This is a genomic window from Lentzea sp. NPDC055074 (genome assembly GCF_053608005.1).
This window is the reverse complement of sequence record NZ_JBSGUQ010000007.1, coordinates 323,176-348,297: the sequence shown is the minus strand read 5'-3', so window position 1 is coordinate 348,297 and position 25,122 is coordinate 323,176. Positions and strand designations below refer to the sequence as shown.

Below are 25,122 nucleotides of genomic sequence, written 5' to 3'. Positions count from 1 at the left end.
GATGCTCCTCAGCGGGTGGAGGCGTTCTCCCGGGACCGGCGCAGCGCCCGGTCGCACGCGGCCAGGTGGGTGCCGAGCGCGTCCTCGAAGCTCGTCGTCAGCGCGTCGAGCAGCAGCCTGCGCCGGATCGCGAGCTCCGTGCCGGCGGTGCCGCCGAGCAGGTCGTGGGCGACCTCGAGGCCCTTCGCCACGTCGTCCGCGACGTCGTCGACGAGGCTCAGCCGCAGCGCGTCCTGCGCGGAGACGGCTGACCCGAACAGCGCGAGCTGCCGGACCCCGGCCACCCCGACCTGGTTCGCGAGGCGGTGCAGCACCATCCCCGGCCACAGCTGGCCGCCGAGCGACGGCAGGCGCAGCGTCAGGTCCGGCGTCGCGATGCGGTAGTCGGTGGACAGCAGCACCTCGGCCGCCGGTCCGCCGCACTCGCCGGTGACGACGCCGACCGTGGCGACGCCGACCCGTTCGAGCTTGCGCAGCGCGCGTTCCCACTTGTTGACCAGGTGGATGCCGACGTCACCCGGCCACGCGCTGTCGTCCGCCCCGGTCACCCTGACGACGGCGACCTCGCCGGCGCCCGCACCCTCGGCCCGGCTGCCGAACGCCTCGACCTCGGCGACGAGCTCGGGCGTCAACGGTCCTGTTCCGGCTATCTCGAGATACAGGTCACTGGAAGTCAACGTGCTTTCCGCCCCTCTTTCGGTTCGCGCTCTCACCAGCGGATCAACGCGGTTTCGATGGTCGACCCCGGTCCCATGGTCATGAGAACGCCGTAATCGCCCGGTGTGACGGTTCCTTCTTCCACGAGTCGTTCGTAGGAGAAGAGGAAGGAGCCGCTGGAAAGATTTCCGTAGTCGCGCAGCACGCCGGTCGTGTGCCGGACGTCGTGCCGCGTGAGACCGAGATTGATCATCACGGAATCAATGACCTTCTTGCCGCCGGAATGCACGACCCAGTGCGCTATGTCACTGCGCCGCAGATCCGTTCCCGCGAGCAGCCGGTCGAGGATGATCTCGGCGTGCGCGCCGACCACGTACGGCACGTCGCGGTCGAGGAAGAAGCTGAACTTGCCGGCGTCGGAGTCCCAGTCGTAGCGCATCGCCTCGAGCGCGTCGGGGATGATGCAGCTGGAGAACTTCAGCACCTGCGGGCCGCGGTGCTCGCCCGTGCCGCCCGCCAGCACCGCGACGCCCGCGGCACCGTCGCCGAACAGGCTGTTCACCACGGACGTGCGCATCGTGCCGTCGAAGACGTAGGCCGCGGAGCACGCCTCGACGCACACCATGACCGCGAGCTGGCCGGGGTGCGCCGCCGCCCAGCCGCTGACGGCGGTGAGCCCGTTCAGCCCTGCGTTGCAGCCCATCCCGACGACGTCGAGCCTGCTGCAGTGGTGGCTCAGCCCCAGTTCGCGGATCAGCAACGCGCTGAAGCCCGGGGTCATGAAGCCGGTCGAGGTCACGCAGCACAGGTAACGCACGTCGCCCAGTTCGGCGTCGGCGTTCTTGAGCGTCGCCTGCAGCGCGCGCGTGCCCATGTCGATGCCGCTCGCCCGGTGCTTGCCGAGCAGTTCGCCCTGGTCCTCCATCCGCCGGGTACCGTCCCCGGCCTCCGGCGGCAGCGTGAGGAACCGCCGGTCGATCGCGCTGTTGCGGAACACCGAGCGCACCCGAGGATCCTCGACGTGGAAGATGTCGAGCACTTCTTCCTGGGAATACGACGCCGCCGGGGTGGCGGTGCCGACACCGATGATCCGCGGATTGTTGCCGCTCAACAGCGTCGTCGCCGACGATTTCTCGTCGAGCAATGTCTGCGTCATTTTCACTCCATCAGAAGTCGCCGGATGTCGGCCACTCCTGGCACACTACGCACGCGCCTTCGAGTCAGCCACGAGGTTGCCGGAAAATAACTGGTCCAGCGCTTGCTAGGGGGTCGCGACAAGTGGCCCCTAAGGGTGGTTAGGGGTTTCGCGCGGTATCGCCGCGTCAATAGCGTTGGGCAATCCTATGTGCATGGGGGCGTTCAATGTTGCTTTCCGAGCTGATCCGGCCACTGCCCGAGCTCCTGCTCGCACGGGCCGAGCGGCACGGGGACAAGGTCGCCTTCCGCGACTCGCGTCGCGGTGTCGGCTACGCGGAGCTCGAACGGCGGACCGCGAGTCTCGCCGGACACCTGGCGGGTCGTGGCGACACCGTCCTGATCCTGCTCGGCAACTGCGTCGAGTTCGTCGAGAGCTTCTTCGCCGTCACCAGGGCGGGCGCGGTCGGCGTGCCGGTGAACCCGCAGTGCGCGGACGCCGAGCTCGACCACTTCGTCCGCGACTCCGGTGCCAGAGTGGTGATCACCGACCGGGCCAACGCGGCGCGAGCCCGCCGGATCGCCGCCGGTGCGACGGTCGTGGTGGTGGGCGAGCAGTTCGAGGAGTGGGCGACCAACCCCGTCGGGCCCGCCCCGGACTCGCTCGGCCTCGACGACGTCGCCTGGCTGCTCTACACCTCGGGCACCACCGGCAAGCCGAAGGGCGTGCTGTCGACGCAACGCAGCTGCCTGTGGTCCGTCGCCGCCTGCTACGCGCCGATCCTCGGACTGTCCGAAGAGGACGAGGTCCTGTGGCCGCTGCCGCTGTACCACAGCCTCGCTCACATCATGTGCCTGCTCGGCGTGATGGCGACCGGTGCCTCGGCGCGCGTCATGGCCGGCTTCTCGGCCGAGGAAGTGGCTTCCTCACTGGGAACCAGCACGGTCCTCGCCGGTGTGCCGACGATGTACCACTACCTGCTGCGCGACGGCGCGGCCGACCTCAGCGGCCTGCGGGTGGCCCTGTGCACCGGAGCGCCCGCCACCGGCGCGTTGCGCACCGAGTTCGCCGAGAAGTTCGGCGTCCCGCTGATCGACAGCTACGGCAGCACCGAGACCTGTGGCGCCATCACGATGAACGCGCCGGACGCGCCCGTCGTGCCCGGTTCGTGCGGCACGCCGGTGCCCGGCACGTCGGTGCGGCTCGTGAACCCGGAGACCCTCGACGACGTCCCCGCCGGGACGGAGGGCGAGGTGTGGGTCAGCGGCCCCAGCCTCATGCTCGGCTACCACGGCCTGCCGGAGCAGACGGCCGCCGCGATGCCGGACGGCTGGTACCGCACCGGTGACCTCGCGCGGTTCGACGAGAACGGCTACCTGCACATCACCGGGCGGCTCAAGGACCTGATCATCCGCGCGGGCGAGAACATCCACCCCGCCGAGATCGAGGACGTCCTGCGCGGCGTGCCCGGCGTCGCCGACGTCGCGGTCGCAGGGCACCCCGACCCCGTGTTCGGCGAGGTGCCCGTGGCGCACGTCGTGCCGGAACCCGGTGGGGTGGCGCCGGGTGACCTGCTGCGCGCGGCCCGCGAGGGTGTCGCGCACTTCAAGGTGCCCGAGTACTTCTACGAGGTCACGTCCATCCCGCGCACCGGCTCCGGGAAGGTGCGGCGGCACGCGCTGGCGTCGTCGCCCGGCCGCCTGATCGGGACGCGCGGCCCGCGGCACGAGTCGCTGAGCCACGTCTCCTGGCTGCCGGTCGAGCCCGTCGAGTCCGCGTCGCCGGACGTCGTGGTCGTCGGCGCGGACTCCCTCGGGCTGTCCGTGCCGGTGTACTCCGACCTCGCGGCGATCGAGTTCCTGCCGGACGTCGTGCTGGTGCCGTGCTTCTTCGACGCGATCGAGGGCGGCGACTTCGCCGGTGCGGTCGCGGCGACCACGGAGTTCGTACACGACATGGCCGCGCGCTGGCTCGCCGAGGAGCGGTTCGCGTCCGCCCGCCTGGTGTTCGTGACCCGCCGCGTCGTGTTCGCCGTGCCCGGCGACGACGTCTCCGGGCTGGTGCCCGCGCTGGTGTGGGGCGTGGTGCGGGCCGCGATGACCGGGCACGAGGACAGGTTCGGGCTCGTCGACCTCGACGACGCCCCGATCGGGCCGGAGTTGCCGGCCGCGCTGGCCGCCGGGGAGAACCGGCTCGCGGTGCGCGACGGGCGGTTGCTGGCACCGAGGCTGTCCGCGCTGGTGACGCCGGAGACCGCGACGCCAGGGCTCGGCGGCACGGTGCTCGTCGTCGGTCCCGTCGCCGGGGCCGGCGGAGAGATCGCCCGGCACCTCGCCGGTGCGCACGACGTTCGCGAACTCGTGGTGCTCGACCCTTCGCCGTCCGAAGTGGACTCATTGGTAGCCGATGTCGCGGCGCTCGGTGCGACGGTGAACGTCCTGCCGGTCTCCGCCGCGGATCCTGCCGCGCTGGCGCCCGCGTTGCCCGCGTCGCTGAGCGCCGTCGTGCACGCGGCCGAACTGGCGGAGGGCCGGGTCGACCCCGTGCTGAACCTGCACGTGATGACGCGGACGTTGCCGCTGAACGCCTTTGTGGTGCTGTCGTCGCTGGTGCCGACGATCGGGGGCACCGAGCCGCTGGGACAGGTCGCCGCGCACGCGTTCCTCGACGTGATCGCCCAGCACCGGCGTGCCCAGGGGATTCCCGGTCTGGCGCTGGCCGGGCCGTTCTCCACCGGTGCGCTCGATCTGGCGTTGGCGTCCGGGCATTCGTTGGTGCTCAACGCCCAGGCCGACGCCGTGGCGCTGCCCGCGGTGTCCACGGGCACGTCGGCGCGTGACCTGCTGGCGTTGGTCCGTGCCGAGGTCGCCGCCATTCTCGGACGTGAGGTCGGCGCCGACGCGTCGTTCACCTCGTACGGGATCGACTCGCGGTCCGCGGTCGTGCTGCGCAACCGGCTCGTCGAGGCGACCGGTGCCGCGCTGCCCGTCACGGCCGCGTTCGACCACCCCACCCCGGCGTTGCTCGCGGAGGAGCTGAACCACCTGCTCAGCGGCACGAGCCGGGCGGAGGAGCAGCACGACGAGGCCGATCTCGGCGAGCCGATCGCGATCATCGGCATGAGCTGCCGGTACCCCGGCGCGGGCTCGCCCGAGGAGCTGTGGCGCCTCGTCGCGGAGGGACGGGACGCGGTCGGCGAGTTCCCGGACGACCGCGGCTGGCCCGACCTCTACGACCCGGACCCCGACGCGGCCGGCAGGAGCTACGTGCGCCACGGCGGTTTCCTGCGTGACGCGGGGGAGTTCGACCCGGGCTTCTTCGGCATCTCGCCGCGCGAGGCTCTCGCGATGGACCCGCAGCAGCGGTTGCTGCTGGAGACGTCGTGGGAGGTCTTCGAACGGGCGGGCATCACGCCGGAGCAGGTGAAGGGCAGCCGGACGGGTGTCTTCACCGGAGTGATGTTCCACGACTACGCGTCCGGGGTGTCGCGGCCGCCGGAGGACCTGGAGGGCTACCTCGGCACGGGTGGCGCGGGCAGCGTCGCGTCCGGCCGGGTGTCGTACACGTTCGGGCTGCAGGGCCCGGCGGTCACGGTCGACACGGCGTGTTCGTCGTCGCTGGTGGCGCTGCACCTGGCCGCGCAGTCGCTGCGCACGGGTGAGTCGTCGATGGCGCTCGCGGGTGGTGTCGCGGTGATGGCGACGCCGTCGGTGTTCGTCGAGTTCTCCCGGCAGCGCGGGCTCGCGGCCGACGGCCGGTGCCGTTCGTTCGCCGACTCGGCCGACGGCACCGCCTGGGGCGAGGGTGTCGGCGTGCTGCTCCTGGAGCGGCTCTCGGACGCGCGGCGCAACGGGCACCGCGTGCTGGCCGTGGTGCGCGGGTCGGCGGTGAACCAGGACGGCGCGTCCAACGGGCTCACCGCGCCCAGCGGGCCGTCGCAGCAACGTGTGATCCGGCAGGCGCTGCGTCGCGCCGGTCTGTCCACTTCGGACGTCGATGCCGTCGAGGCGCACGGCACCGGCACGACGCTCGGCGACCCGATCGAGGCCCAGGCGATCATCGCGACCTACGGCCAGCAGCGCTCGACGCCGTTGTGGCTGGGGTCGCTCAAGTCGAACATCGGCCACACGCAGGCCGCCGCCGGTGTCGGTGGCGTGATCAAGATGATCATGGCGATGCGGCACGGTGTGCTGCCGAAGACGCTGCACGTGGACACACCGACCTCGCACGTCGACTGGTCGGCGGGCGCGGTGTCGCTGCTGACCGAGGCCCGGGAGTGGCCGCAGGTCGACCGGCCGCGCCGCGCCGCCGTCTCGTCGTTCGGGGTGAGCGGCACGAACGCCCACGTGATCCTGGAAGGGGTCGCGGCCGAGACCGGGTCCGCCTCCTCGTCCGGACCGGTGCCGTGGGTGCTGTCCGGCCGGACCGAGCAGGTGGTGCGGGAGCAGGCCGCCCGGCTGCGCGACCACCTCGCGGCGCACGAGGTCTCCGCTGCCGACGTCGGGTTCACGCTCGCCGGCCGGGCCTCGTTCGAGCACCGCGCGGTGGTGTTCGACGCGGAGTCGCTGAGCACCGTCGCGTCCGGTGGCACGGCGCGGTCCGTGGTGCGAGGTGTGGCACGGGGAGACGCCGAGGTGGCGTTCGTGTTCCCCGGTCAGGGCTCGCAGTGGGTCGGGATGGCCGAGGAGCTGGCCGAGGCTTCGCCGGTGTTCAGAACGAGGCTCGACGAGTGCGCGGAAGCGCTTGCGCCGTACGTGGAGCTGGACCTGCGGGAGACCGAACGGGTCGACGTCGTGCAGCCCGCGTTGTGGGCTGTGATGGTGTCGCTGGCCGAGGTGTGGCGGTCGTTCGGCGTCGAGCCACAGGTGGTGATCGGCCACTCGCAGGGTGAGATCGCGGCGGCCGTGGTCGCGGGTGTGCTGTCCATCGAGGACGGTGCGAAGGTCGTCGCCCTGCGGAGCCAGGCCATCGCGCGGTCGTTGGCCGGACGCGGGGGCATGGTCTCGGTGCAGCTGCCGTTGGACGAGGTCCGCGAGCTGATCGGTGACCGGCTGTCGATCGCCGCCGTGAACGGTCCGGCGTCGGTCGTGGTGTCGGGTGACGTCGACGCGCTGGACGAGTTGCTGGCGTCGTGCGACCGGGCGCGGCGGGTGCCGGTGGACTACGCGTCGCACTCGGCCCACGTGGAGCTGATCGAGTCCGAGCTGCTGGAGCTGCTCGACGTCTCTCCCCGGACCGGGTCCGTGCCGTTCTTCTCGACGGTCACGGGCGAGTACGAGACCGAGCTGGACGCCGGGTACTGGTACCGCAACCTGCGGCAGACCGTGCGGTTCGACGAGACCGTGCGGGCACTGGAGGGGCACGCGTTCATCGAGGTGAGCGCGCATCCCGTGCTGGTGCCGGGCATGCAGGACGCGACGGCCGTCGGTACGTTGCGCCGCGACGAGGGCGGTCCGGCCCGTGTTCTGCGGTCGGTGGCCGAGGCCCACGTGGCGGGTGTCCGCGTCGAGTGGCCGCTGGAGGGCGCGCTCGTCGACCTGCCCACGTACCCGTTCCAGCGCGAGCGGTTCTGGCTGGAGTCCGACGCACTGGCGGGTGATCCCGCCGGTCTCGGGCAGGTGGACGCGGAGCACCCGTTGCTCGGCGCCGCCGTCACCGTGGCGGACGACGGCGGGATGCTGTTCACGGGCGTCCTCTCGACCCGGACGCACCCGTGGCTCGCAGACCACTCCGTGCTGGGCTCGGTGATCCTGCCGGGGTCCGCGTTCGTGGAGCTGGCCCTGCACGCCGGTGCCGAGGTCGGGTCCGACCTGCTGGAGGAACTGACCTTCGAGACACCGTTGGTGCTCGACGAGGCCCCGGTCCCGGTGCAGGTGCTCCTGTCCGCGCCCGACGACGCCGGTCGCCGCAGGATCTCCGTGCACTCCCGCGCGGACGACACCTGGGTCCGGCACGCGATCGGTTCGCTGGCAACGGAACCCGCGCCCGCCGCGGTGAGCGCCACACCACCGGCCGATGCGGAACCGTTCGACGTCAACGACTTCTACGACAGGCTCGCCGACCGCGGCTTCGACTACGGCCCGGCGTTCCACGGCCTGCACCGCGCGTGGCGGCACGGCGGCGACGTCTACGCCCACGTCCGGCTGGCCGACGCCGAACGGGGTGAGGCCGCGAGGTTCGGGCTGCACCCCGCGCTGCTCGACGCCGCGTTGCACGCGATGACGTTCACCGCGGCAGGCCACGAGGCGGGGGAGGGCAGGCTCGCGTTCGCGTGGTCCGACGTGCGGCTGCACGCGACCGGCGCCGAAGAGCTGCTGGTGAGGCTGACCGCGCACGGCGAGGACTCGATCTCGGTCCAGGCCGCCGATCCGTCCGGACGGCCGGTGCTCTCCGCCGCGTCGGTCACGGTGCGGCCCGCGTCGCCCGCCGGTGTGCGTCCGGCCCGGTCGCTGTTCCGGGTCGACTGGGTGCCCGCGACGAGGGAGTCCGCCGGGCCGTCCGAGCACGCGCTCGTGCCGCTGACGTTCGCCTCGTCCGGCCACCTGCCGGCCGACGTGCGCGCCGCCGTCACCGAGACGCTGGAACTCCTGCGGGACAAGCTCTCCGGCACCGACACGCTGGTGTTCACCACGCGGTTCGCCGCCGCTGTGCGCGACGAGGTCCCCGACCTGGTGCAGGCCGCGGTCAACGGACTCCTGCGCACCGCGCAGTCCGAGCACCCCGGCCGGATCGTCCTGGCAGACCTCGACGACGACCCCGCGTCCGCCGAGGCCCTCGGCGCCGCTGTCGCCACTGGCGAGACGCAGGTCGCGATCAGGGCGGGCGAGGTCCTCGCGGCCAGGCTGGTCCGTGCGGACGCCGGCGAACCCGTGCGCCTCGACCCCGAGGGCACGGTGCTCGTCACCGGAGCCACGGGTGGGCTCGGCCGGCTCGTGGCACGCCACCTCGTCACCGCGCACGGCGTCCGGAACCTGCTGCTGACCAGCAGGCGTGCGGCTGACCTCGGCGACCTGGCCGATCTGGACGCGACGATCACGTTCGCCGAATGCGACGTGGCCGACCGCGACTCCCTGGCCGCGCTGCTGGCCACGATCCCGGCCGAGCACCCGCTGACCGGTGTCGTGCACACGGCCGGTGTGGTGGACGACGGCGTGCTGGTGTCGCTGACCGGCGACCAGGTGGACCGCGTGCTGCGGCCCAAGGTCGACGCGGCGATCCACCTGCACGAGCTGACGGCCGGTCTCGACCTGCCGCTGTTCGCGCTGTACTCGTCCGCCGCGGCCGTGTTCGGCGCGCCGGGGCAGGGCAACTACGCCGCCGCCAACGCGTTCCTCGACGCGTTCGCCGCACACCGTCGTGCGTCCGGCCGGTCCGCGGTCGCTCTGGCCTGGGGCCTGTGGGCCGAAGAGGCCGGGATGGGCGGCAGGCTGTCGGACACCGACGTCCGCAGGATGGCCCGGGGCGGCACCGCACCGCTCGCCGCGCAGGAGGGCCTCGCCCTGTTCTCCGCCGCGCTCGCCGGGCCGAACGCCGCCGTCGTGCCGATCCGGCTCGACCGCGCGTCGTTGAGGGACAACGACGTTCCGCCGTTGCTGCGGGACCTCGTGCCCGCGCGGCGGACGCGCACCGCGACCGGGGGCGACCTCGCCGGCCAGCTCCGCGGTCTGTCCGAAGTGGACGGTGATCGGCTGCTGGTCGACCTGGTCCGCGCCCACGCGGCCGCCGTGCTCGGGCACGCCTCGGCCGAGCAGGTCGACGTCGACCAGTCGTTCAAGGAGCTTGGCTTCGACTCGCTGACGGCGGTCGAGCTGCGCAACCGCCTGAGCACGCCGACCGGGCTGCGGCTGCCGCCGACCCTGATCTTCAACTACCCCACGGTCACCGCGCTCGCGGTGTACCTGCGGACCGCACTCTCCGAGGCGCCCGCACGGGTCGTCGCACCCGTGGCGGCACAGGCGACCGAGGCCGAGCCGATCGCGATCGTCGCCATCGGTTGCCGGTTCCCCGGCGACGTGCGCTCGCCGGAGGACCTGTGGCGGCTGGTCGCGGACGGCGGTGACGCGATCTCCGCGCTGCCGGTCGACCGCGGCTGGGACCTCGACGCCCTCTTCGACGCCGACGCGGACAAGCAGGGCACGTCGTACGTGCGGGAAGGCGGCTTCCTGCACGACGTCGCCGAGTTCGACGCCGGGTTCTTCGGCATCTCGCCGCGCGAGGCCCTGGCGATGGACCCGCAGCAACGCCTGCTGCTGGAGACGTCGTGGGAGGCGCTCGAACGGGCCGGGATCGCGCCGGACTCGTTGCGCGGCAGCGACACCGGTGTGTTCGCGGGCACGCACGGCCAGGACTACGCGGCACTGCTGTCGCCGCCGCCGGAGGGCCTCGAGGGCTACCTCGTCACGGGCAACGCGGCCAGCGTCGTGTCCGGCCGGATCGCCTACACGTTCGGGCTGGAGGGCCCGGCGGTCACGGTCGACACGGCGTGCTCGTCGTCGCTGGTGGCGCTGCACCTGGCCACGCAGTCGCTGCGCCGGGGCGAGTGCTCGCTGGCGCTGGCCGGCGCGGCCTCGGTGATGTCGACGCCCGAGGGCCTGGTGGCGTTCTCGCGCCAGCGAGGCCTCGCCGCGGACGGCCGGTCGAAGGCGTTCGCGGCGGCCGCGGACGGGTTCGGCATGTCCGAGGGTGTCGGTGTGCTGGTGCTGGAACGGCTGTCCGACGCGCGGCGCAACGGCCACCCGGTGCTCGCGGTGGTGCGCGGTACCGCCGTCAACCAGGACGGCGCGTCCAACGGCCTGACCGCCCCGAACGGCCCGTCGCAGGAACGCGTGATCCGCGCGGCACTCGCGTCCGCCGGTCTGTCCACTTCGGACGTCGACGTCGTCGAGGCACACGGCACCGGCACACGGCTCGGCGACCCGATCGAGGCTCACGCGCTGCTGGCCACCTACGGCCAGGACCGGGCCGAACCGCTGCTGCTCGGGTCGGTCAAGTCGAACCTCGGCCACACGCAGGCCGCCGCCGGACTCGCGGGCGTGATCAAGATGGTCATGGCGATGCGGCACGGAGTACTGCCGAAGACGCTGCACGTCGACGCGCCGTCGGAGCACGTCGACTGGTCCGCCGGGTCGATCGAACTGCTGACCGAGCCGCGCGAGTGGCCCGCAGACCGTCCGCGCCGGGCCGGTGTGTCGGCCTTCGGCGTGAGCGGCACGAACGCCCATGTGATCATCGAGGGCGAACCCGCCGAGGAGCCGGGCGCGGACGATGCCCTGGTTCCCCTGGTGCTGTCGGCGAAGAGCGACGAGTCACTGCGGGAGCAGGCCGAGCGTCTGCGCGAGAAGCTGGCCGACCCGCGGATCTCACTGCCCGGCGTCGCCCGCACCCTGGTCGACGCACGGGCGCGGTTCGACCACCGCGCGGTGGTCGTGGGACACCGGCACGAGCTTCTCGACGGACTCGCGGTGCTCGCGGCCGGTGAACCCGGTGCCACCAAGGGTGTGGCGCCCCGCGGCGGACGGCCGGTGGCGTTCCTGTTCCCCGGTCAGGGCTCGCAGTGGGTCGGCATGGCCGAGGAGCTCGCCGAGGCCTCACCGGTGTTCGCCAAACGGTTGCAGGAATGCGCGGAAGCGCTTGCGCCGTACGTGGAGCTGGACCTGCGCGAGACCGAACGGGTCGATGTCGTCCAGCCCGCGCTGTGGGCCGTGATGGTGTCGCTGGCCGAGGTGTGGCGGTCGTTCGGCGTGGAGCCGGACGTGGTCGTCGGGCACTCGCAGGGTGAGATCGCCGCGGCCGTCGTCGCCGGAGTGCTGTCCCTCGAGGACGGCGCGAAGGTCGTCGCGTTGCGCAGCCAGGCGATCGCCCGCTCGCTCGCGGGCAAGGGCGGCATGGTCTCCGTGCAGCTGCCGCTCGACGAGGTGCGCGGCCTGATCGACGAGCGGTTGTCGATCGCCGCGGTCAACGGGCCGTCCGCGGTCGTGGTGTCGGGTGACGTCGACGCGCTGGACGAGCTGCTGGCGTCGTGCGACCGGGCCCGCAGGGTGCCGGTGGACTACGCCTCGCACTCGTCGCACGTCGAGCTCGTCGAGCCGGAGCTGTCCGCACTGCTGCGGGTCGCTCCGAAGCCCGGACCGGTGCCGTTCCTCTCCACCGTCACCGGCCGGTACGAGACCGACCTCGACGCCGGGTACTGGTACCGCAACCTGAGGCAGACCGTCCGGCTCGACGCGGCGCTCTCCGCGCTCGACGGGCACGCGTTCATCGAGGTGAGCGCGCATCCCGTGCTGGCGACGGGCATCCAGGACGCGGTGGGCACGCTGCGGCGCGACGACGGCGGCCTGGACCGGATGCTGCGGTCCGCCGGCGAGGCGTTCGTGCACGGCGTCCCGGTGGTGTGGCCACGGCAAGACGCCCCGCTGGCCGACGTGCCGACCTACGCGTTCCAGCGTGAGCGCTTCTGGGTCACGGCGCCGGTGAAGGCCGGCGAGTCCGCGCACCCGTTGCTCAGCGCCGACACCGAGATCCCCGAGATCGGCGGCTTCGTCGCGACCGGCCGGATCTCCCGGCACACCCACCCGTGGCTCGCGGACGAGGCGGTCCTCGCCGCGGCGTTCGCCGAGCTCGCGCTGTGGGCGGGCGGGGGCGGCACGCTCGAAGAGTTCACGATCACCACTCCCGCGCTGCTGCCCGAGGCCGGCTCGACGCACCTGCAGGTCTGGGTCGGCGCGGCGGACGAGCGGGGCCGCCGCCCGGTCGGCGTGCACACCCGCGGCGACGACGAGTGGACGCGCAACGCGTCCGGCGTGCTCGTCCCGGACGTGGCACCCGCGACCACCTCCAGCGACGGAACCGAGCTCACCCTGCCCGACGAGCACGACCCGACGGGCTTCCTCATCCACCCCGTGTTGCTGGCGGAGGCGGTCGGGGGCGTCGCGGGAACGTGGCGCGGGCTGCGGCTGCACGCGCCGGGCACGTCGAGCGTCCGGATCCGCTCGGCCGTCGGTCTGGAGATCACCGACCTCGACGGACGGCCGGTGCTGTCGGCCGACTCCGTGGTGCTGCGCGAACGATCCGCCGTGACGGACTCGCTGTTCGGCATCGACTGGGTTCCGGCCGAGGCCACCGCGCCGCCGTCGTGCTCGGTCATCGGACCGGACCACTTCGGCCTGGAGGAAGCGTTGCGTGCCCAGGGGGTCGTCCTCTCGGACGACGCCGAGGTCGCTGTGGTGGCGTGCGGTGGTCCCGGCAACGACCTCGTCCCGGACGCGCACGACGCGGTCCACCAGACCCTCGCGTTGATGCGGGACTGGCTGGCGACGCGTGAGGGCCGCCTGGTCCTCGTGACGCGCGGGGCCGTGGCCACCGGCCCGGGCGAGGACGTGCCGGACCTCGCCCACGCCCCGATCTGGGGCCTGGTCAGGTCGGCGCAGTCCGAGCACCCCGGCCGCTTCACGATCGTCGACGCCGACGACGTGGACGCGCTCGCCCAGGCACTCGGCAGCGACGAACCGCAGGTCGCCGTGCGCGACGGCAAGCTGCTGGTGCCCAGGCTGGCTCCTGTTGCCGCGCACCGGATCGAACCGGGAGCGTTCGACGGCACCGTGCTCGTCACCGGCGCCACGGGCACGCTCGGCGCTCTCGTGACGCGGCACCTCGTCACCGAGCACGGCGCCCGTGACCTCCTGCTGCTCAGCCGAAGTGGTGCGGCGGAGGGACTTGCGGCCGAGCTCACGGACCTGGGAGCCCGCGTCGCCTTCGGCGCGTGCGACGTGACCGACCGGACGTCGCTGGAGAAGGCCTTGCTGGGCCACCGGCTGAGTGCGGTGGTGCACGTGGCGGGCACCGTCGACGACGGTGTGCTCGACTCGCTGACGTCCGAGCAGGTCGAGCGGGTCCTGCGCCCGAAGGTCGACGCTGCCGTGCACCTGCACGAGCTGGCGGGCGACGTGAAGGCGTTCGTGCTGTTCTCCTCGGCCGCCGGCGTGTTCGGTGGCCCCGGGCAGGCCAACTACGCCGCGGCCAACACGTTCCTCGACGCACTCGCCCAGCACCGGCACGCGAGGGGACTGCCCGCGACGTCGCTCGCCTGGGGCCTGTGGGAGGAACGCAGCGAGCTCACCGGCGTGCTGGACGACGCCGACGTCGCCCGGCTCGCCCGGCGCGGCACGGTCGCACTGTCCACACAGGAGGGACTCGCGCTGTTCGACGCGGCACTGGGCTCCGGCCGCGCCGCGGTCGTCCCGGTGCGCCTCGACCGGGCCGCCGTGCGGGAGCAGGGCACCGTTCCGTCGATCCTGCGCGGCCTGGTGCGTGCGACGAAGACCCGCCGCACGGCGGACAACTCGCTGTCCCACCGGCTCGGCACGCTGACCGGGCAGGAACAGCTGCGCGAACTGGTCGGGCTGGTGCGGGCGAACGCCGCCGCGGTGCTCGGGCACGCCGACGCGACCGGGGTGGCGACCGACAGGGCGTTCCGCGAACTGGGCTTCGACTCGCTGACCGCGGTCGAGCTGCGCAACCGGCTGCAGACCGTCGCGGGCGTCCCTTTGCCCGCGACCATCGTGTTCGACCACCCGACCGCCGCGGCGCTCGGTGCCGAACTGCGGACCAGGATGCTCGGCGAGACCGTGCGCGCCGAGGACACGCGATCGGTCGCCACGACCGGGGACCCGATCGCCATCGTCGCCATGAACTGCCGGTATCCCGGCGGCATCAGCTCGCCCGACGACCTGTGGGCGTTGCTGGCCGAGGGCGGCGACGCGATCTCGGAGTTCCCCGGCGACCGCGGCTGGGACGTCGGCGCGCTCTACGACCCCGACCCCGAACGGTCCGGCACGAGCTACGTGCGGCACGGCGGGTTCCTGCGCGACGCGGGCCACTTCGACCCGGCGTTCTTCGGCATCAGCCCGCGCGAGGCGGCCGTCATGGACCCGCAGCAGAGGTTGCTGCTGGAGACGTCGTGGGAGGCCTTCGAACGCGGCGGCATCGACCCGCGCACGCTCAAGGGCAGCCGGACCGGCGTGTTCACCGGCATCAGCGGCCAGGACTACGCGACGCTCGCCGTGCACGTCGCCCCCGGTGACGAGGGCTACCTCGCCACCAGCACCGGGGCGAGCGTGATCTCCGGCCGCGTGTCCTACGCGTTCGGGCTGGAGGGCCCGGCCGTCACGGTCGACACCGCCTGTTCGTCCTCGCTCGTCGCGCTGCACCTGGCGAGCCAGGCGCTGCGCAACGGAGAGTGCGACCTCGCGCTGGCCAGTGGCGTCACGGTGATGGCGACGCCGTCGGTGTTCGTGGCGTTCAGCCGGCAGCGCGGACTCGCCGAGGACGGCCGGAGCAAGGCGTTCGCCGCTTCGGCCGACGGGTTCGGCATGGCCGAGGGCGTCGGTGTGCTGGTGCTGGAACGGCTCTCCGACGCCCGCCGCAACGGCCATTGGGTCCTCGCGCTGGTGAAGGGCTCGGCGGTCAACCAGGACGGCGCGTCCAACGGGCTCACCGCCCCCAACGGGCCGGCGCAGCAGAAGGTGATCCGGCAGGCGCTGCAGAGCGCGGGTCTGTCCACTTCGGACGTCGACGCGGTCGAGGCGCACGGCACCGGCACGAAGCTGGGTGATCCGATCGAGGCCCAGGCGATCATCGCGACGTACGGCCAGGACCGCGACCAGCCGCTGTGGCTGGGCTCGGTCAAGTCCAACATCGGGCACACGCTCGCCGCGGCCGGCGTCGCGGGCGTCATGAAGATGGTGCTCGCGATGCGGCACGGCGTGCTGCCGAAGACGTTGCACGTCGACGAGCCCTCCCCGCACGTCGACTGGAGCGAGGGCGCCGTCGAGCTGGCGACCGACGCCGTCTCGTGGCCGCGGACCGGCCGTCCGCGACGTGCGGGCGTGTCCTCTTTCGGCATCAGCGGGACGAACGCCCACGTGATCCTCGAAGGCGTCGAACCGGAGGCTCGACCGTCCACACCGGACTCCGGACCGGTCGCGTGGGTGCTGTCCGGGCACACCGAGGAGGCGCTGCGGGCCCAGGCGGCCCGGTTGCGCGAGGTGGACGCCGGTGTCGCCGACGTCGCTCTCTCGCTGGTGAGCACGCGTGCCGCGCTCACCCACCGCGCCGTGGTCGTGGGCGACCGGGACGGGCTCCGCGCCGGTCTCGCCTCGCTCGCGGAGGGCAAGCGGGCCGTGAACACCGCGCTGGGCAGGCAGTCCGACGCCCCGCTGGCGTTCCTGTTCACCGGTCAGGGCGCGCAACGGGCGGGCATGGGCCAGGAGCTGCACGCGCGGTTCCCCGTGTTCGCGGCGGCGTTCGACGAGGTGTGGTCGCGGTTCTCCGTCGACCACCTGGACGTGGACGACACCGGGCACGCCCAGCCCGCGATCTTCGCGCTGGAAGTGGCCCTGCACCGGCTGCTGGAGTCGTTCGGGGTCCGGCCGGACCACCTGGCCGGGCACTCGATCGGTGAGATCGCCGCGGCGCACGTCGCCGGGGTGCTCTCGCTGGACGACGCCTGCACGCTGGTGGGGGAGCGGGCCCGGCTGATGCAGGCGCTGCCCCGCGGTGGTGCGATGGTGTCGCTGGTCGCCGCGGAGGACGAGGTGCTCCCGCTGCTGACCGGGCACGTGTCGATCGCCGCGGTGAACGGGCCGCGGTCCGTCGTGATCGCCGGTGCCGAGGACGAGGTCCTGGCCGTCGCGGGTCACTTCGAGAAGACCAAGCGGCTCAAGGTGTCCCACGCGTTCCACTCGCCGTTGATGGAACCGGTGCTGGACGAGTTTCGCGAGGTCGTCCGCGGCCTCACGTTCTCCGCGCCGCGGATCCCCCTGGCGGCGTCGGGTGACGTGACCGATCCCGAGTACTGGGTGCGGCACGTGCGGGATGCGGTCCGGTTCGCGGACAACGTCGCGTCCCTGGGCGACTGCACGTTCGTCGAGATCGGCCCGGACGGCATCCTGTCGGCGATGGTCGACGGGGCGATCCCGACGCTGCGCCGGAACCGTTCCGAGGTCGAGGCGTTGCTGCTGGCGCTGGGCCGGGTGCACGTGGCGGGAACCGAGGTGGCGTGGTCCGAGGTGTACCCCGGGGCCCAGGTCGTCGACCTGCCGACCTACGCGTTCCAGCGGGCCCGCTACTGGCTCGACGCCCCGGAGTCCCGTGCCGAGGAGCGCGTGCGGTCCGACTGGCGCTACCGGGTGGACTGGACGCCGGTCGTCACGGGCTCGGCGGCACGGACCGATCGGTGGCTCGTCGACCCGTCGCTCGCGGGTGTCGTCGGCGGAACTCCGCTGGACCTGGGCGGAGATCGCGCGACCGTCGCCGAACGGCTGCGCGCGGCCGGACCCGCAGACGGCGTGCTCGTCGCGGCGGAGTCGGTCGAGCAGACCCTGGCCGTGGTGCAGGGCTTCGCGGACAGCGGGGTCGAGTCGAAGCTCTGGGTCGCCACCAGGGGTGCCGTCTCAGTGTCCGAAGAGGACGTTCTCGGCGACCCCGACGCGGCACGGGTGTGGGGCCTCGGCATCGTCGCCGGGCTCGAACTGCCCGCACGCTGGGGCGGCCTGGTCGACCTGCCCGCCGACGTCGATCCCGGCGTGCTGCGGCGGGTGCTGGCCGGCAGCGAGGACCAGGTGGCGATCCGTGCCACGGGTGTCCACGCCCGCCGCCTGCACCGCGCGCCGCTCGCCGCCGCCGGTGACTGGAAGGCCCGCGGCACGGTCCTGATCACCGGCGGCACCGGTGCGCTGGCCGGCCACGTGGCGCGGTGGCTCGCCCGGTCGGGCGCGGAACACCTGGTGCTGCTCAGCCGCAGGGGCGCCGACGCGCCGGGAGCCGCCGAGCTGCGGGACGAGCTCGGTGTCCGCGTCACGTTCGCGGCCTGCGACGTGACCGACCTCGACGCCCTGCGGAACCTCGTGGACGAGGTCGGCCCGGTGCACGCGGTCGTGCACACGGCGGGCGTCGGCGACCGCGCGTCGCTGGCCGAGACGACACCGGAGGAGTTCGCGGAGGTCATGCGCGCCAAGGTGATCGGCGCGCGCAACCTCGACGAGGTGTTCGGCGAGCTGGACGCGTTCGTGCTGTTCTCCTCGGCCGCGGCCGTGTGGGGCGGTGGCAACCAGAGCGCGTACGCGGCGGCGAACGCCTACCTCGACGCCCTGGCCGTCCACCGGCGACAGCGCGGCCTGACGGCCACGTCGGTCGCGTGGGGCCTCTGGGCGGGTGGCGGTATGGGTGACGGTGCCGACCAGCAGCAGCTGCACAAGCGCGGCATGCGTGCGATGGCGCCAGAACTCGCGATGTCCGCGCTCCGAGATGCGTTGGCCGCCGGCGAGACCTCGGTCGTCGTCGGTGACATGGAGTGGGAACGGTTCGTGCCGAGCTTCACCGTGGCACGGCCCAGCCCGTTGCTGTCGGAGCTCGTCGCGCAGGTGGCCGAGGAGCCCGTCACGACGAGTGGCGCGCCGTTGCGGGACCTGGTCCTGGCGGCGGGCCCGGACGACCGGGAACGCGTGCTGGTGGACGAGGTCCGGGCGACCGCGGCCGCCGTGCTCGGCTACTCCTCACCGGCCGAGGTCGACGTCTCGCGTGGCCTGCTGGACCTCGGGTTCGACTCGCTGACCGCGGTGGAGCTGCGCAACCAGCTCGCCGCCGCCACGGGCCTGAAGCTGGCCGCCACCCTGGTGTTCGACCACCCGTCGGTGACGGCGATCGCCCGGTTCCTGTCGGGTGAGCTGGCCGGCGGCGAGGTGTCGGTGCTGGACGAGCTGGACCGGCTCGAGTCGCTGCTCGCGGTCGCGTCGGTGAACGGCTCCGCCCACGAGGTCGAGACGCGGCTGACCAGGCTGCTCGCGACCTGGAGGGGAGCGCGCGGGCTGGACGAGGTCGACCTCGGCTCCGCGTCGGTGGACGAGGTGCTGGAGTTCATCGACGAGCTCGGGCTCTCCTGACCGCACAAAGGAACGGCCCGCCGGGGACTTCCCGGCGGGCCGTTCGCGTGAGGTGCCTACCTGCCGAACGCGAGGAGCACGAAACCCTTGTCGTTCGGGTAGTACGGCCGGTATCCGGAGTGGACGTACACCATGCCGTCGACCACCACGGCACCACCGGCGCCGGAAAGACCGCTGCCGCGCCCGGTGATCCCGTTGACGCCCTGGAAGTCCCGGACCGTGTCGTACTCCCACAGCACCCGCCCGTCCCGCGAGGCGTACGCGCGCATCTTGCCGTCGCTGCTGCCTTCGTAGACGACACCGGGGGTGGTGGTCACCGCAGGAAGGTTGGCCATGACGCACTTGTCGGGGTGCTCGGCCGCCCCGCCCCAGCTGCATCCGTCGGCGGGGTTGGGCGTCTTCCACAGCAACGCGCCGGTGGCCGGGTCGAGTGCGTGCAGCGCACCGGGTCCGGCCTGGTTCGTGGCGACGTAGAGCCGTTCGCCGTCGTAGCTGCCGCCCCACAGGATGCCGCCCAGGCCGAGGTCGTTCGGCCGCGGCACGGAGAGCTGCCGCTGCCAGACGATCTCACCGGAGCGGGCGTCGAGGACGTGGTAGATGCCGCTCTTCTGGCCGACACCGACGAGCGTGCGGCCGTTGACCGTGAAGATGTTCGGCATCGCGCCGAGGTCCCAGTCGAGCGCCGTGCCGTTCTCCATGCCGGGGCAGAAACCGGGAGGCGCGGTCGGGTCCACGCAGATCACGCGCCACGTGTCCGGGTGGGTCATCTGGCGCTTCCAGCGGACCTGGCCCGTGAAGACGTCGAGCGCCACCAACGAGTCCGTGTCACCCTCGGTGCCGGTGTAGTTCTGACCGGTGCCGACGAACACCGTGCGGGTGGCCGGATCGATCGTCGGCGAGCTCCACACGCCGCCGCCCGACGGCTCGTACCGGGTGGCGCCGCTCGGCCACGTGCCGACGGCCTTCGGTTCCGGCACCGTGTAGTAGCGCCACAGCACCTGGCCGGTGGCCGCGTCGATCGAGTCGAGGTGGCCGCGGAACGTGCAGCACGCGTACTCCGCGCCGCCCACGTTGTCGCCGCTGGACGTGCCCACGAGCAGCCGGCCGGCGAACGGGATGGGGGAGCTGGTGATCAGCGCCGACGGGTGCTCGTCGAGACGCGTCGACCAGAGGAGCCGGCCGGTGCGCTGGTCGAGCGCGTAGAGGTAACCGCGGTAGTCGCCGAAGTAGACGCGGCCGTCGGCCAGCGCGGGACTGTTGCGCACCACGGCCGTGCCGACACCCGGCGCGACGGTGTTGAGCTCGAAGGTCCACTTGGTGGCACCGGTCTTGGCGTCCAGCGCGTAGAACTTGCCTTCGGGGCCGCCGAAGTACATGGTCCCGCCGGCGATCGCGGGCTGGCTGTGGGCCGTGAACACCGGGACCTTCGGGAACGCGAAGGCCCACTTGAGCTTCAGGTCCCCGACGTTGCGCGGGGTGATCTTCCACTCCGCCGCGTTGTGCCTGCTGCCGGAGAGGTCCTTCTGCCAGGACGTCCAGGAGGCGCCCCCGGCCGACGCGGCGGACCCGGGCAGGGCCACCGAGGCGACCAGCAACGCGGTGAGAATCGCGGTGACGCGGGTTATTCGTTTCGAGAACATGTGCACAGACGCTGACACCCGCTTCGCGGTAGTTCCACCGTCAAAACCCCTTCTCCCGCCCGGCGGTACCCCTATTGCTTCCGGGGCCCGGCAGGGGTCGGCGGAAAAGGACCCCTGAAACAGCCGCGGAGGCATTCGAGCGCGGAATTTCTCGGGCACAGTTGCGATCGCCGTCGTTGTCGCCATCACGTTGGGGGATGTCCATGACAAACACAAGCACAAGACGCAGACCACTGCTGGTGGTCCTGCTGACAGCCGTGCTCGCACTGGTGGCCGGCGTCCTCACCGGCGCACCGGCTGCGGGCGCCGCCGCACCGGTCCAGCTGTCGTTCCCGGCGCCGACCGGCCCGCACACCGTCGGTGTCGTCAAGGCGCACCTGGTCGACAAGGGGCGCAACGACCCCTGGAAGCCCGAGCGCAAGCGCGAACTGATGACCAGCATCTACTTCCCCGCGCAGAGCACCTCCGGGCTGCAGCTGGCGCCGTGGATGTCGCCCGGCGCGCTGCAGACCTTCGAGCAGCTGATGGCCGACCCCCGGTACCTCGCGATCCCGTCCGGATCGGTGAACTGGGCGGGCGCCAAGTCGCACTCGTGGAACAACGCGCGGATCAAGACCTCGCAGAAGTGGCCGATCGTGCTGTTCTCCGCCGCACAGGGCGCCTCGCGCGAGCTGAGCACCGTGCTGCTGGAGGAACTGGCGAGCCGCGGCAACATCGTGATCGCCATCGACCACACCTACGAGCAGTTCGCCGTCGAGTTCCCCGGCGGCCGCGTCGAGCAGGGCCTGCCGCTCGACCGCACGCCGGAGACGCAGAAGAAGTCGATCGACTCCCGTGTCGCCGACACGAAGTTCGTGGTGGACAGCATCATCGCCGCGAAGAACGGCACGTCGTCCGACATCGTGCTGCCGCCCGCCGTCGCGGCGAGCCTGAACACGAACAAGATCGGCATGTTCGGTCACGTGCACGGCGGCTACACCACCGCCGAGTCGATGTTCCAGGACAACAGGATCATCGCGGGCCTCAACCTCGACGGCGCGATGGCCTACGGGCAGGCCCCGTACCTGCCGGGAGCCGCAGCGCAGAAGGGTCTCGGCACCAGGCCGTTGCTGCTCATGGGTGCTCGCATCTACGGAGCGAACGGTCAGCTCGTCGACCACAACCACGTCAACGCGAGCGACCAGTCGTGGACCGACTTCTGGACCAACCACCAGGGGTGGAAGCGCGACCTCACGCTCGACAAGTCGGCCCTCGACAGCTACACGGACTTCACCGTGTTCCTGCCGCAGATCGCCGCGAAGGTCACCATTCCCCCCGGCATGGTCGAGATCTTCATCGGCAGCGTCGACCCAACTCGTTCCATCATCGCGCAGAAGGCGTACGTGAACGCGTTCTTCGGCCTGTACCTGCGTGGCGTGCCGACCTCCCTTTTCGACGGGGCGTCCGCGCTGTACCCCGAGATCAAGTTCGTTTCCTGACCTATTCACAAGATATCGACAGGGGAGTTTCGTGAGCCCGTCCATCGTCAACAACCAGAGCTCGGGTCAGGTCGACCTCGAGGTCGACTGCGCCATCCCCGGTGAGTTCAGCCAGGAGAGCGTCAACTACATCACCGTCACCGCTCCGGCGCAGGCGCGCGCGGGCGAGCCGGTGGAGCTGGCGGTCACCCTGAAGAGCCGTGCCGCGACGCCCCGGGAGCTCGCGAAGAACGAGGTGACGGCCGAGCTGCAGCTGGAGGTCCGCGGCCCGTCCACCACCACGCTGACCGTCACCGGTCTCACCAACCCCGAGCTCATCCCGCAGGGCGAGGTCGTCTTCCTCGACCTCGGCACCGTCTCGTTCACGCCCGACGCCGCCGGTGTCTACGAGTTCGTGCCCGGTGACCACACCGTCGTCACGTCCGACCACCCGGTGCTGTGCAAGGTGACGGCCGGGTCGGGCGTCGCCGCCACGACCGAAGTCAGCGCATGACCGCGATCAAGGTCCTGCCCGACGACTCCCGGTACCCCGACCTCGTCCGCGGCTGGAACGCCCGGTTCGTCGGCAAGCCGGACCACGTCCGCGTCGTGACGTCCACGAAGGACGTCGTGGAGTCCGTGGGCGAGGCGGTCAAGGCCGGCAAGCACGTCGCCGTGCGCAGCGGCGGCCACAGCTTCGAGGACTTCGTCGCGAACTCCTCGGTGGGCGTCGTCATCGACATGTCGCTGATGACGGACATCTACCACGACGAGGTGATGGGCGCGATCGCCGTCGAGGCGGGCACGCTGCTCGGCACCGTCAACCGGGGGCTGTTCAAGCGCTGGGGCGTGGCCCTGCCCGCCGGCACGTGCCCGTCCGTCGGCATCGGCGGGCACATCGCGGGTGGCGGCTGGGGCCCGCTGGCACGCCTCTTCGGCTCGGTCGTCGACCACCTGCACGCCGTCGAGGTCGTGGTGGTGGACTCCTCGGGCGAGGCGAAGGCCGTCGTCGCGACCCGTGACCCGGAAGACCCGAACCGCGACCTGTGGTGGGGGCTGACCGGTGCCGGTGGCGGCAACTTCGGTGTCGTCACGCGGTACTGGTTCCGTTCGCCGGACGCGACCGGGGACGACCCGGCCCAGCTGTTGCCGCGGCCTCCCGCGAAGATGCTCGTGGCGACGCTGATCTGGCCGTGGCCGTTGATGGACGAGGCGAAGTTCACCACGTTCGTCCGCAACCACAACGTGTGGCACGAGAACAACAGCCACGCGGACTCGCCGTACGCCGGGATGTACAGCGTGATCGGTGCGACGCCGAGGGAAAACGGCGGCGTCATCATCATGAGCATCCAGATCGACGCCACCAAGGGCGACGCGGAGTCGTTGCTGCGGGCCTACGTCGCCGAGCTGATCGACGGTGTCGGGGTCGAGCCGGTCGTGGTCGAGCAGCGCGAGCTGCCGTGGCTCAACACCACGACGTGGCCGGGCGTCACCGACCGCGCCGACCACACGATGCGCGCCAAGTTCAAGACGGCGTACCTGCGCAAGCGGTTGTCGGACGCGCAGATCGGCGCGATCTACCAGCACCTCACGATGCCGGACTACGCCAACATGACCGCGGGCGTCATGCTCGCGAGCTACGGCGGCGCGGTGAACCTCGTCGACTCCGGCGCGACCGCGATGCCGCAGCGCGACTCGATCATGCGGCTGATCTTCGCGACGGAGTGGAAGGAGCAGCAGGAGGACGACAAGCACCTCACCTGGCTGCAGGAGTTCTACGCCGACGTGTGGCGCGAGAGCGGGGGCGTCCCGGTGCCCGGCGAGGTGGCGGACGGCTGCCACATCAACTACGCCGACGCGGACGTGGCCGACCCGGCCCTCAACCTGTCCGGAGTGGACTGGCACACCTTGTACTTCAAGGAGAACTACGCCCGTCTGCAGGAGGTCAAGCGTCGCTGGGACCCGCTCGACACGTTCCGGCACTCCCTGTCGGTGCGGCTGCCGTGAGCCGGGTGAGCAAGGCCGCGACCTGGGGCCTGCTCGCCGTCTGGGCGGCGCACGAGACCGAAGAGGTCCTGACGATGGCCCGCTGGCTGCGGGACAACGTCCCTCTCCTCCGGCAACGCTTCCCCCGCGTGCCGGAACGGGTCTGGGCCCGCCTGTCCGAGGACGTGTCCCCGGCGCAGGTGCGCACCGCGATCGGTGTGATGGGTCTCGTGATGGCCGCGGCGTCGGCCGCCGGTGCGCGCACCGGCGGCCGTTCGCCGTTCTACCAGGCGGCTCTGGCGGGCTACGGCTGGCACGGGGTCGTGCACCTGGTGCAGTCCGCGGGGCTGGGCCGGTACACCCCGGGCGTGGCGACGAGCCCGGTGATCGTGGTGCCGTTCGCGTGGTGGGCGTGGCGTGAGCTGCGCCGGTCGGGCGTCTCGCCGCGGCTCGGCCGGGCCAGTCTCCTCGCGGGCCTGCTGTTCCCCGCGAGCCTCGCCGGTGCGCACGTCGTGGCGCGAGCGGCGCTGAAGGCCGTGGGCGCCGGACCGGAACGGGATGCCGGATGAGCGACGCCGACCTGTGGGTCCGCCGGTACCACCCGGCGCCGGAGGCCGCGGTCCGGCTCGTGTGCCTGCCGCACGCGGGCGGGTCCGCGTCCTTCTACTTCCCGTTCTCCGCGGCGCTCAGCCCGTCCGTCGAGGTGCTGTCCATCCAGTACCCCGGCAGGCAGGACCGCCGCGGGGAACCGTTGGCGGGCAGCATTTCAGAGCTCGCGGACGGTGTGACCGAGGCGCTCGCGGGCTGGACGGACAAGCCGCTGGCGTTGTTCGGGCACAGCATGGGCGCGTTGGTCGGCTACGAGGTGGCGCGCAGAATCCCTGGCGTCACAGAGCTTTTCGTCTCGGGCCGGCGCGCACCGCACCTCCAGCGCGACGAGTCCGTGCACACCCGCACGGACGACGGGGTCGTCGAGGAGCTGAAGTCGCTCAGCGGCACCGGGCAGCAGGTCTTCGGCGACGAGGAGCTGCTGCGCATGGTGCTGCCCGCGATCCGCGGCGACTACCGCGCGGTGGAGACCTACCGGCACGTGCCGGGGCCGCCCCTGGACGTACCGATCCACGCGCTGACGGGCGACAGCGACCCTCGCGTCGAGGTGTCCGAAGTGGAGGAGTGGGAGCGGCACACGTCACGGTCGTTCGCGCTGAAGACTTTCTCCGGTGGGCACTTCTACCTCGCCGGGCACCTGCGCACGATCGTCGGTCTGGTGACGGACGTCCTCGGCGCCTGACCCGTCACGCCGTGGACTC

Annotated in this window: 9 protein-coding genes; 6 read left to right on the top strand and 3 right to left on the bottom strand. The window is 72.1% G+C overall.

Features of this window, described 5'->3' with window-relative positions; translation table 11 throughout:
* Nucleotides 1–8 precede the first annotated feature (8 nt).
* Nucleotides 9–632, bottom strand: coding sequence for an enoyl-CoA-hydratase DpgB (dpgB, locus tag ACWF7A_RS19440; protein WP_452251835.1), 624 nt, complete (start codon nt 630–632; stop codon nt 9–11).
* 77 nt (nt 633–709) lie between these two features.
* Nucleotides 710–1,813, bottom strand: a complete 1,104-nt coding sequence (gene dpgA / locus ACWF7A_RS19435; protein WP_452251834.1) for a 3,5-dihydroxyphenylacetyl-CoA synthase DpgA — start codon at nt 1,811–1,813, stop codon at nt 710–712.
* 206 nt (nt 1,814–2,019) lie between these two features.
* Here dpgA and ACWF7A_RS19430 point away from each other — a divergent pair, with 206 nt between their 5' ends.
* Nucleotides 2,020–18,729, top strand: coding sequence for an SDR family NAD(P)-dependent oxidoreductase (locus ACWF7A_RS19430; RefSeq protein WP_452251833.1), 16,710 nt, complete (start codon nt 2,020–2,022; stop codon nt 18,727–18,729).
* Between the two features lie 56 nt (nt 18,730–18,785).
* Here the strand turns inward: ACWF7A_RS19430 and ACWF7A_RS19425 are convergent, their stop codons facing one another.
* Nucleotides 18,786–20,369 carry an outer membrane protein assembly factor BamB family protein gene (locus ACWF7A_RS19425; protein ID WP_452251832.1) on the bottom strand — a complete coding sequence of 528 codons (1,584 nt, stop codon included), beginning with the start codon at nt 20,367–20,369 and terminating at the stop codon, nt 18,786–18,788.
* 203 nt (nt 20,370–20,572) lie between these two features.
* Between ACWF7A_RS19425 and ACWF7A_RS19420 the strand changes: the two genes are divergently transcribed.
* The 5 genes from ACWF7A_RS19420 to ACWF7A_RS19400 are packed head-to-tail and all read left to right on the top strand — an operon-like array spanning nt 20,573 to nt 25,103.
* Nucleotides 20,573–21,847, top strand: coding sequence for an alpha/beta hydrolase (locus ACWF7A_RS19420; RefSeq protein WP_452251831.1), 1,275 nt, complete (start codon nt 20,573–20,575; stop codon nt 21,845–21,847).
* A 31-nt stretch (nt 21,848–21,878) separates the two neighbouring features.
* The gene (locus ACWF7A_RS19415; protein ID WP_452251830.1) at nt 21,879–22,340 is read left to right on the top strand and encodes a hypothetical protein; all 462 of its coding nucleotides are present in this window, start codon (nt 21,879–21,881) and stop codon (nt 22,338–22,340) included.
* Nucleotides 22,337–23,833 carry an FAD-binding oxidoreductase gene (locus ACWF7A_RS19410; RefSeq protein ID WP_452251829.1) on the top strand — a complete coding sequence of 499 codons (1,497 nt, stop codon included), beginning with the start codon at nt 22,337–22,339 and terminating at the stop codon, nt 23,831–23,833. Before ACWF7A_RS19415 ends, ACWF7A_RS19410 begins: the two co-directional genes overlap by 4 nt.
* On the top strand, nt 23,830–24,381 hold the full coding sequence (locus ACWF7A_RS19405) for an HXXEE domain-containing protein (protein WP_452251828.1): 552 nt from the start codon (nt 23,830–23,832) through the stop codon (nt 24,379–24,381). Before ACWF7A_RS19410 ends, ACWF7A_RS19405 begins: the two co-directional genes overlap by 4 nt.
* Nucleotides 24,378–25,103: a thioesterase II family protein gene (locus tag ACWF7A_RS19400; protein WP_452251827.1), complete on the top strand. Its 726-nt coding sequence runs from the start codon at nt 24,378–24,380 to the stop codon at nt 25,101–25,103. Before ACWF7A_RS19405 ends, ACWF7A_RS19400 begins: the two co-directional genes overlap by 4 nt.
* Nucleotides 25,104–25,122: the final 19 nt, after the last annotated feature.

Coding starts and splice junctions, on each gene's coding strand:
- dpgA (WP_452251834.1), bottom strand. CDS start 1,813: ATGACGCAGACATTGCTCGACGAGAAATCGTCGGCGACGACGCTGTTG.
- ACWF7A_RS19410 (WP_452251829.1), top strand. CDS start 22,337: ATGACCGCGATCAAGGTCCTGCCCGACGACTCCCGGTACCCCGACCTC.
- ACWF7A_RS19420 (WP_452251831.1), top strand. CDS start 20,573: ATGACAAACACAAGCACAAGACGCAGACCACTGCTGGTGGTCCTGCTG.
- ACWF7A_RS19400 (WP_452251827.1), top strand. CDS start 24,378: ATGAGCGACGCCGACCTGTGGGTCCGCCGGTACCACCCGGCGCCGGAG.
- ACWF7A_RS19430 (WP_452251833.1), top strand. CDS start 2,020: ATGTTGCTTTCCGAGCTGATCCGGCCACTGCCCGAGCTCCTGCTCGCA.
- ACWF7A_RS19425 (WP_452251832.1), bottom strand. CDS start 20,369: ATGTTCTCGAAACGAATAACCCGCGTCACCGCGATTCTCACCGCGTTG.